We start from the raw sequence: 10,000 nt of genomic DNA, 5'->3' as shown, positions 1-10,000 counted from the left end.
TAGCCACGTGTCACCGCATTGGTCACCTCGCAGCTCTGGTCGATGGTCGTATTGGCCATGCCCGCGCGCTCAAACAGATGCTTGCGGCAAAAATCGGCAAAACTCTGACCCGATAAACGCTCAACGATCGACGACAGCAGGGTAAAGCCGGAATTGGAATAGGCCCAGCCCATGCCCGGCGCAAAGCGATAGAGCGGCTTGCCCGCACGGATCAGTTTGAGAATGTCGTCTGTGCTGTAATCGCGGGTACGCGCCGCGTCCAGAATGCTGTGGTCCTGACGATTGATATAGTCGCCCATGCCAGAGGTGTGGCTCATCAACTGGTGCAGGCTGACCTCAGCGGCGCGCGGGAAATCCGGCAGGAATTTCGATAGCGGATCATGGACATTAAGTTGTCCCTGTTCAGCCAGCAACAGAATGGCCACAGCCGTGAATTGTTTGGTGATCGAGGCTATGCGCAGGCTCGTCTGCGGGGTAATCGACACCGCACTGTCGATATCCGACTGCCCGAAGCCCTTAGAATAGAGCATGACACCCTTATGCATCACGCTCAGGGTCAGACCCGGTGTCAGGCGGGTGTCGATCATGGCCTGCGCCAGCGCGTCCAGCGTGGGCCAGTCTTTCAGTGCTGGTGCGTCACCCGTAGCGGCAGACGCGCCCTGCATAGACGGCTGAGGGCGCAAGACGCTACCGCCCAGAGCCGCCAGACTCAGGGCCACCGCCGCACGGCGCGTCATACCCCCCAAAGGATACGAAAATCGGGTCATGGTAAAGGATGTGCTACCGACATCTTAAGCCTGAGTTAACGCCCGAACGGATCACGGAAATATCAGAACGGGATGCTATAGCCGCAGAGTTGGGCGAAAATCGGTACGGCGCAAGGGGTGTCTATGCACCCCTCTTCTCAAATTTTTGTCAGGCTCAGGTGCTGCAATACGGCTTCGGCGGCGCGGATGGCCGGGGCCGGTTGACCGCGGCCCATCAGGTCGAGGGCGGCGTATTGCGCCTCGGTCTGGGCGGCGCGGAAGGCCGGATTGTCCAGTCTGTGGCTGAGCGCAGCGACCAGATTGGCCGTTGTACAGTCGTGCTGGATAAATTCAGGGGCCACCCCCTTCCCTGCCATGATGTTGAACAGGGTGACGTGGGTAAGCGGCGACATGTGTTTGAACAGGAAATAGGTCAGGGGTTCGACCTTATAGGCCACAATTATCGGGCATCCGGCCAAAGCCAATTCGGTCGTCACCGTCCCAGAACAGGCCAGGGCCACGGTCGCCGCCCGCATGGCCGAGAGTTTATCCATTTCGTTGTCGATCAGGTGCAACGGAGCCTGCACACCCGCCAGCCCGTCGCGCACCTGATCGCGCACCGTATCGGCCACCGGTACGACGAAGACCAGTTCAGGACGCTGCCGCGACAGGGTTTCTATGGTCTCACGGAACACCGGCATCAGGCGCTTGATTTCGGAGGGGCGGCTGCCCGGCAGGAACAGCAGCAGAGGCGCCTCGCCTATCCCCAGTCGCCCGCGCAGACCGTCGGGATCGGCAGTGCTGAAATCGACATTCAGGGCCGGATTGCCCACAACGACGGTCTTTAGCCCCTCTTTTTCAAAATAGGGGGCGTCCATCGGGTGCAGGGCCAGCAGCAGATCAACGCTTTGCGCCAGTGTTTTGGCTCGCCCCGGACGGGTAGCCCACACCTGCGGCCCGACATATTTGATCAACGGAACGTCGGGCAGGACGGCGCGGATGCCGTGCGCCACGCGCAACGTAAAGCCCCACGAGTCGATCAGCACAACAGCGTCAGGCTTTTCCCTGAGCGCCTGCGCCACCGTATCCGCGACACGCAGCTTGACGCGCTTATAGGCCTTCAGCCCTTCGATCAGGCCCAGAATCGAAAGCTCTGAGATATCGAACGGGCTCTTGACACCCAGTTCGGCCATACGCTGCCCACCGACGCCGCAAAAGGTGAGTGGGACGGGAGATTGCCTTTGCAATTCACGCATCAGCCCGGCCCCCAGCATGTCACCGGAGGCTTCGGCAGCGACCAACATCAGCTTAGTCGGTTTGGGCGGGGGCGGCGTGTCCATAGATGAAAAGTCCCAGTTCGGCGGCGCGGGCATAGACGCGCGCCTTATCTACGACGAGCAGCGCCCCCGCCTGCCCGACAATTCCACAAAGACCCGCCGCCGCTGCCGCCTCGACCGTCTGAACGCCGATGGTCGGCATGTCGAGCCGCAAATCCTGTATCGGTTTGGGCACCTTGGCCAGCACACCCTTGCGCCGGTCCTGTGTGCCGATAAGCACCGGCGACAGCGTCGCCACGCGCTTCAGAAGCGCGTCCGTGCCTTCCTGTGCCTCGACCGCCAGTGTGATCCGCCCGGCGACGACCGCCGCCTGACCAATATCCAGCGCCCCAAGCGCGTGCGCGACGCGAAAGGCCTCTTCCACATCTTCACGGGCTTCCGGAGACGGTGCCTCACCGGCCTGAAGCCCCTCTTCGAGGCACAGTTCCGGATTGGCCTCGTGCGCCCCCTCTATGGCATAGCCCTGACTTTCAAACACTCGGGCAACTTGCCGCAGGAGCGAGTCGTCGCCGCCGCGTCCGGCCGCCTGGATGCCCGGCAGGTGTGCCGCCCCGCCCTCGTCGCGTTGCATGGCATCGAAGTCCGGGCGCTGGACATAGCCGACCATGCAGACGGCACGGCAGCCTTCCTGCGCCAGAGCCACAAAGATTTTCTGGAAATGGCCGACATCAATATCGTGGCCGGGATGGTCCGCCAGTTCAGCGTCCGCCAGCCCTTCCAGCCGGATGACGCAATAGGGTCGTCCGCTGCGCTTGAGGTAACGGGCGATTTCGACCGGCACCAGTCCACCGCCGGCAATGAGGCCGAGCTTGTCCATCACTCGACCGGCAGGCAGATGGGACGGTTGGAATCTTCGCGGATGAATTGCACAATTTCAACCACCTGCGGAATGTCGCTGAAGTTTTCCAGCACGTCGTCCAGACGCTCCTGGAAGGTGCCTTCCGGTGCGAACATCATGCGATAGGCGGTACGCAGCGACAGGATCAGGTCGCGCGAGAAACCTCGACGCTTCAGCCCCACCAGATTGAGGCCTTCCAGACGCGCGTGGTTGCCCCACACCGAACCGTAGGGGATGACGTCCTTGGTCACCATGGCCGCGCCGCCGACGAAGCTGTAGCGGCCGATGCGCGCGAACTGATGCACGCCGCACAGGCCACCCAGAAACACGAAATCGCCGACCTTTACGTGCCCGCCCAGAGACGCATTGTTGGCCAGCACCACATTATTGCCAACGACGCAGTCGTGGGCCACGTGGCTGCCGACCATGAACAGGCAGTCATTACCGACGGTCGTGACGCCCCCGCCCTTGACCGTGCCGGTGTGCATGGTGACGTGTTCGCGGATCTGATTGCGTTCACCGACGATAAGGCGTGTATCTTCGCCCTTGTGCGCCAGATGCTGCGGCGAGCCGCCCAGAACCGCAAAGGGATGCACGTAACAGTCGGCGCCGATTTCCGTATGGCCTTCGATGACCACACTGGCTTGCAGGGTTACGCGGTCGCCCAGCACGGCTTGCGGGCCTACGATGCACCACGGGCCGACGCTGACGCCTTCGCCCAGTTGCGCCCCTTCGTGGATAATAGCCGTCGGGTGAATGCTCATTGCGGGGTCTCGACCACCATGGCCGCGAATTCACATTCGCAAACGATTTTCTTGTTCACAAAAGCTTCGCCACGGAACTTGAAGACATCGCCGCGGTGACGCGTCACCTCGACGTGCATCCGCAACTGATCACCGGGACGCACGGGGCTACGAAACTTCACGCCATCGACGCCCATGAAGAAGATGGTCTTGCCTTCGACGGAGACATCCAGCGACTTCGACATCAGCACAGCCCCGGTCTGGCCCAGCGCCTCGATGATCAGAACGCCCGGCATGACCGGGTTTTCAGGGAAATGGCCGTTGAAGAAGGGCTCATTGAACGTGACGTTCTTGATGCCGACCATGCTCTTGTTCTTGATCCAGTTTTCACCGCGATCAATCAACAGGAACGGATAGCGATGCGGAATCCGCTTCATCACTTCCTGATAGCTGATGTCGATACCGGTTTCGGGTGCCCCGCCTTCCGGCACCTCGCTGCCTTGATCCGTGGTCATTCTGCTCTTAGCCCTTATCCTTGGTGGCGGCCTTGCTCAGCCAGGCCGTCTCGCGCAGAAACTGCCGCGACGGCTTGGCCGGGAAGCCCGACCACATCTGTCCCGCAGGGACGTCTTTAAACACAACCGCACCCGCAGCCACCTTGGCCCCGGCCCCGATATCAATATGGTCGATCACGCCCGCCCGACCCCCGAACATGGCCCCATCCCCCACCTGAACGGAACCGGAAAGCCCGGAATGGGCGGCGACGATGACGTTACGTCCGAGTTTAACGTTATGGGCGATCTGAACCATATTGTCGATCTTTGAAGCCTCGCCGATCACCGTGTCGTCATAGGCCCCGCGATCGACGCAGGTTCCCGCACCGATGGAGACATGATCCTGAAGGATGACGCGCCCCAGTTGCGGCACATCAATCAGGCCTTCGTGATCGCCCGAAACGCCAAAACCAGCCTCGCCGATTCGCACACCCGACGCCAGATGCACGCCATCACCGATCAGGGCGCAATAGATGGTCGCGTGTGCGCCGATGTAACAATTACGTCCGATCTGACAGCCTGGACCAATGACGGTATAGGCTTCGATGTGCGACCCGCGCCCGATCTCCGCTCCCTGACCGACAATGACCCCTACCCCCAATGTCACGCCCTCTTCGATACGGGCTGTGGGGTGAATGGCCTGTGTTCCTTCGTGGCGACGCGGTCTGTACAGCTTCGCCGCCAGTCGTGACCACGATGCCTGCGGTGAGCGGGTGACAAGCGCCACGGTTTGCTCAGGCACATGGTCGATATCGGCTTCGTGGACAAAGGCAAAGCCAGCACGCGTGCGGCGCAGATTTTCGAGATAGCGACGGTCGCTGAAATAGGCGGCGTCGCCCTGCCCCGCCACCGACAGGGGGGCGCAGCCGTTCACACGACGCGCCGTCAGGTCTGCACCCGACGATACGCTGGCAAAGGCCAGACCGAGAACGTCATCAAGGGCGATTTCGGAAGCAACATCAAAGAATCTTTGATCGGGCATGCCCTGCAAATCCTCCTTACCCAAACGACAGCAAAAGTACGAAAAGTCGCATATAGCTCAAAAAAACAGAGCCTTGTCCAGCTATGCGTGCGCACATTTCGCCGGACAAGGCTCACTCAATGTTTACAAAGTTTTCAGACGCCAATGGCGGCTAAAACTTAACCGCCTTGCTGGGCGTCCTGCTCAGCCTTCGCCTTCAGCAGCTTCTGACGGTCAGCTTCCGGCAGAACGACGCGCTTGATATCGACCGCTGCCTTCGAATCGTCGAGCTTCTTGATCACGTCGCCGGTGATATCCATAGCCGGGTTGGCGAACAGAACCGCCTTGCGGTCAACCAGCATTCCGCAGTTCTTGCTTTCGTAGGTCGCCGACAGCGCCGGGGCAACCAGTTGCGCCACCTTCACATTGGCGTCCTGCTCGGTACGGCCCAGTTCCTGATTGACGATGAACGCCTTGTCCTGGAAGGCCTTGACCTTACCCATGAAGGCCTGAGCCAGCGGGTCGAACTTGTCCTTGGTCAGGGTCTTTTGCTGAGCGGCGAGACCGGCACGCTCTTTTTCCAGCGCCTGCGCATCGGGCTCAAGCTCGGCCTCGGCCTGCTGGTTGATCTGTTGCAGGCGCTGAGCGGCGGCCTTGGAGACGGCGGCATTGGCCATCACGGCTTCGTTCGAATACACGCAAACGCCGGCGATAACCGGGCCCGGCTTGGTTTGGGGCTGCGCCGGCGCCGGGGCCGCGGCGGGGGCCGGGGTCTGGGCAACAGCGACCGAGGTCAGGGCGGTGGCCGACAAGGCGGCGACAGTAAGAAGAATTTGCTTTTTCATAGCGTGGAAACTCGTTCGGTGGATCTTGTGGGAAGATAAATTAAAACTGTGTAGATTGTGAGAAACGGAAGGTCTCGGTCTTGTCGTAGTCTTCGCGCGACAGGATCTGGCTGATATCGAACTGGATCGGCCCCATGGGCGACTTCCAGCGGATGGTCACGCCCGCCGAAGCGCGCAGCGACATGTCATCCTTGATATAGTCCAGACGTGTACCGGCCGTACAGTTACCAAGCGTCGCCTGAGCGGCGCTGCAATATTTCAGGCGGTCATCGATGCCACCGAGCGTACCGAAATCGACAAACAGAGCGGTTTTGAGGCCGTACTGCTCGGGCAGACCGTTGGGAATGCCCAGTTCGACGGTGCCAATGGCGTAGGTTTCACCGCCCAGCGCGTAGGTCGAGTTGGTGTCGCGCGGACCGATACCGGCATTTTCGAAGCCGCGGAATGTGGTGCCCCCCTTGAAGAAACGGTCGTTGATGCGAACGGCGTCGCCGCCCACGGGCGTGATGTTACCGGCGATACCTTGCAGGTGCAGGACCATATCCTTGCGGAAGCCATGATACCAATGGCCTTCAAGCTCGGAGCGAACATAGCGCGTGTCACCGCCCAATCCGGCGAAATCCTGACGCAGGATGGCCTGCCAGCCGCGCGTCGCCAGCACGTAGTCGTTACGGCGGTCGAACGACAGGGTGTAGCCGACGCTGGAGGTCACGCCGTTGCCGCAGCTATATTGCAGGGCGTCACATTCCGACGAACCCGAATAGGTCAGTTCGTCGCTGCGCAGGTTATAGCGCAGGCGCAGGATGGAATAGCCGTTCAGGCTGTAGCCCAGACGCAGGCCCGCACCGTTCGTTTTCGACGAATAGCTGACACCCGAATAGTTATACGAGCTGGAGAAGAGGTCGATACCCGCCGAGACGTCACGGCCCATAAAGCGCGGTTCGGTGAAGGACAGATCGACATTCTTCTGGATCGAACCCAGCGACACACGCGCCCGCACGTTCTGACCGCGGCCGCGGAAGTTGCGTTCGGTGATACCGACGTCGAGGATGAACTTTTCGTAGGAGGAGAAGCCTGCACCGAAGCTCAGTTCGCCGGTCGGCTGCTCGGTGACCTGCACCTGAATATTGGTGCGGTCAGGGGCCGAACCCGGCGTTTCCTTGATATCGACGTCCTTGAAGAAGCCCAGCGCATTGACGAACATCTTGGAGCGTTCGATCAGGGCCTTGTTATAGGCGTCGCCTTCCGAAACCAGCATTTCACGGCGCACGACGCGATCGAGTGTGCGGGCATTGCCGACAATGTCGATCTTGTCGATATAGACGCGCGCGCCTTCGCGCACGTTGAAGGTCACATCGACCGTCTTCGTTTCCGGATTGCCTTCGTCGCGCGGGCGCACGTCCACAAAGGCAAAGCCCGCCTGCCCGGCTGCGTAAGTCAGGGCGTCCACCGACTTTTCGATCAGGTCGCTTTCATAGAGCTGGCCCGGCTGGATCGGCAACATGCGTTGCAGGTTTTCGCCGTTCAGCTTCTCGTTTTCGGTCTTCACCACGACGCGGCCGAAATTGTACTTCTGACCTTCATCCAGCGTGTAGGTGATGACAAAGTCCTTACGGTCCGGCGTCAGTTCGGCCACCGCCGAGACGACGCGGAAGTCGTAATAGCCGCGGTTGGTGTAGAACTTCTTCAACTGCTCACGGTCGTAGTCCATACGATCCGGATCGTAGTTGTCGTTCGACGAGAAGAACTTCCACCACAGCGACTTCTTGGTGACGACGACGCCGGCCAGTTCGTTATCCGAGAAGGCCTTGTTGCCAACAAAGTTGACGTTTTCGACGCCGGTTTTCACGCCTTCGTCGATTTCAAAGATCAGATCGACGCGCTTTTGCGGCAGTTCGACGATCTTCGGCGTCACCGTAGCCGAGATACGGCCTGAGCGACGGTAAAGTTCGATAATGCGCTGCACATCGGCCTGCACCTTGGCCTTGGTGAAGACACCGCGCGGGCGGATCGTCACTTCGTCGCGCAGCTTGTCCTTGGACAGGGCGCTGTTGCCCTCGAACACCACCTGATTGATGATCGGCGCTTCGACGACGCTGATGACCATTTCGTTGCCGTTCATGACGATCTGCACGTCGGAGAACAGTTCCGTGCGGTAAAGCGTCTTCACCGACTGGTCGATCAGGAGGTCGTTGACCGTCTGGCCTACCTGCACCGGCAGGTAGGAGATGATGGTGGCGGCATCGATACGTTCGTTGCCTTCCACCTTGATTCGCCCGATCACAGCGACCTGTGGGGCGGGGGCCGCGGGCGCTGCCTGAGCGGCCGGGCTTGCCGGGGCTTCCTGCGCCAGAGCGGGAGCGGAGGCCGCCAGAAGCGCCAGCAGGCTGACGCTGACGGTCCAAGCATGTGTCTTGGAAGTGGTGGAGGCAGGACTATTCATGGAAAGGTTTCGTTCCGCTTATATGTATGGCCGTCACGAACGGAGGCAAAGGACGGGAGATGTCTCCCGATCTGCGTCGGTCATGAAAACAGCCCCCCGAAAAACTTGGTAAACCCGATACGGTTAAGGTCATTCCATGTAGCGAACAACATCAAACCTAACAAGGCCACAAGTCCAAATCTGTATCCAAGGCCCTGCACGGTGGCGCTGAGCGGTCGCCGCGCAATGGCCTCATAGGTATAAAAGACCAGATGCCCGCCATCGAGCACCGGGATCGGCAACAGGTTCACAAACCCGATGCCGACCGAGACGAAGGCCGCCATCTGCAACAGGGTCAGCAGCAGACTGAAGGCCATCTGCCCCGGCGTCGCCTTGACGCTGGCGACTTCGGCGGTCAGGTCGCCCGTCGCCTTGGTCATGCCGATAATGCCCGAAAGCTGATCTCCGTTTTCTTTTCCGGTGAAAATACGGCCAATATAGGTCAGGGTCGTGTCAAGTACGCCGATCGTTTTCTGCGTCCCCAGCCACAAGGCTTCGTGCGGCCACGGGGTGCGCGGTTCCCCGTCACCGATCCTGACGGCCAGCACGCCGGCATAGGTCGGTACGTGCTGCGATACCTCCTCAATCAGACGGCGCTCCGGCGTCACCGTCAGGCGTACAATCTCGCCATCACGCCGCACGTCCACCGCTGTGGGTTCATTGCCGCGCATCCGCACCAGCATAATCACGTCTTCTGAGGTCTTGACCTCACGGCCGTCAATGCGGACGAACTGATCGCCGACCTTGAGGCCTGAGCGGGCACCGGGGCCGTTGGGCTCGGAAAAGCCCATGACGGTTCCGGGGGCCATGCCCTTGCCCACGATCATGAAGACCGCTGCAAAGATGATAATAGCCAGCACAAAATTGGCCACCGGCCCGGCCAGCACGATCAGAAAGCGTTGCCACACCGGCTTGAAATGGAAATAGGCCATTTCCGCGCCCGGCCCTTCGCGCTCACGGATGGCGCGGCGGGCCTTTTCCAATTCTTCGGCGTCGGGTGACATGGAAGACACATGTTCGTCGCCCGAAAACTTGACATAGCCGCCCAAAGGCAGGGCGCTCAGACACCACAGCACGCCATTCTTGTCGCGTTTAGACCAGATGACGGGACCGAATCCGACGGAGAAGCGTTCGATTTTCGTTTTAAACAGCCGGGCGACGCTGAAATGTCCGAGTTCGTGAAAGGTCACGATCAACGAGATCACCAGCAGAAAAAGAGGTATGGCCAGAATATAAAAGATCATTATCGTCCGTACTTTATCCCGTCATGCCTGTGAAAAGGCCTGCCCCTGTGTTCCCGCTGCCCGACGAGCAGCCTCACCGGAAGCGGCCAGTTGTGCCCGTGTTTCGGCATCCACCCGCTCGATGTGCGCGACATCATGGCGCAAATCATTACCGAAAGCCATAGACAGCGATTGCGCCCGCATCATGGCGGCTTCGACCGTTGCCGGAATGTCGAGAAATCCGATGCGCCCCTCAAGGAAGGCCTGCACC

9 protein-coding genes and 1 pseudogene are annotated in these 10,000 nt (G+C 60.3%); all 10 read right to left on the bottom strand.

What is annotated here, in order from left to right:
- Window positions 1-737, bottom strand: a 737-nt coding sequence (locus LDL37_RS04810; RefSeq protein ID WP_290795101.1) for a serine hydrolase domain-containing protein, incomplete at its 3' end; no start/stop codon positions are given.
- A 167-nt stretch (window positions 738-904) separates the two neighbouring features.
- Entirely contained in the window at window positions 905-2,086 is a 1,182-nt protein-coding gene (lpxB, locus tag LDL37_RS04805) for a lipid-A-disaccharide synthase (protein WP_290795103.1), read from the bottom strand.
- Complete coding sequence (gene lpxI, locus LDL37_RS04800) at window positions 2,055-2,900, bottom strand: UDP-2,3-diacylglucosamine diphosphatase LpxI (protein WP_290795099.1); 846 nt, start codon at window positions 2,898-2,900, stop codon at window positions 2,055-2,057. Before lpxI ends, lpxB begins: the two co-directional genes overlap by 32 nt.
- Window positions 2,900-3,685: an acyl-ACP--UDP-N-acetylglucosamine O-acyltransferase gene (lpxA, locus tag LDL37_RS04795; RefSeq protein ID WP_290795097.1), complete on the bottom strand. Its 786-nt coding sequence runs from the start codon at window positions 3,683-3,685 to the stop codon at window positions 2,900-2,902. The genes lpxI and lpxA overlap by 1 nt, the downstream gene beginning before the upstream one ends.
- Entirely contained in the window at window positions 3,682-4,179 is a 498-nt protein-coding gene (gene fabZ, locus LDL37_RS04790; RefSeq protein WP_290795095.1) for a 3-hydroxyacyl-ACP dehydratase FabZ, read from the bottom strand. The genes lpxA and fabZ overlap by 4 nt, the downstream gene beginning before the upstream one ends.
- 7 nt (window positions 4,180-4,186) lie before the next feature.
- The gene (gene lpxD / locus LDL37_RS04785) at window positions 4,187-5,200 is read right to left on the bottom strand and encodes a UDP-3-O-(3-hydroxymyristoyl)glucosamine N-acyltransferase (protein WP_290795093.1); all 1,014 of its coding nucleotides are present in this window, start codon (window positions 5,198-5,200) and stop codon (window positions 4,187-4,189) included.
- 158 nt (window positions 5,201-5,358) lie between these two features.
- A complete protein-coding gene (locus LDL37_RS04780; RefSeq protein WP_290795091.1) occupies window positions 5,359-6,024 on the bottom strand; it encodes an OmpH family outer membrane protein in 666 nt (221 codons plus the stop codon).
- A 40-nt stretch (window positions 6,025-6,064) separates the two neighbouring features.
- Complete coding sequence (bamA, locus tag LDL37_RS04775; RefSeq protein WP_290795089.1) at window positions 6,065-8,467, bottom strand: outer membrane protein assembly factor BamA; 2,403 nt, start codon at window positions 8,465-8,467, stop codon at window positions 6,065-6,067.
- A gap of 80 nt (window positions 8,468-8,547) precedes the next feature.
- Window positions 8,548-9,750 carry a M50 family metallopeptidase gene (locus LDL37_RS04770; protein WP_290795087.1) on the bottom strand — a complete coding sequence of 401 codons (1,203 nt, stop codon included), beginning with the start codon at window positions 9,748-9,750 and terminating at the stop codon, window positions 8,548-8,550.
- 21 nt (window positions 9,751-9,771) lie between these two features.
- Window positions 9,772-10,000 (bottom strand): annotated as a pseudogene (locus LDL37_RS04765) (1-deoxy-D-xylulose-5-phosphate reductoisomerase); the annotation flags it as partial.

Origin of the sequence: Asticcacaulis sp. (assembly GCF_020217185.1) — a bacterium.
Lineage (GTDB): Bacteria > Pseudomonadota > Alphaproteobacteria > Caulobacterales > Caulobacteraceae > Asticcacaulis.
Note: the sequence above shows the minus strand (reverse complement) of the source record. Positions and strands in the feature narration are given on the sequence as shown.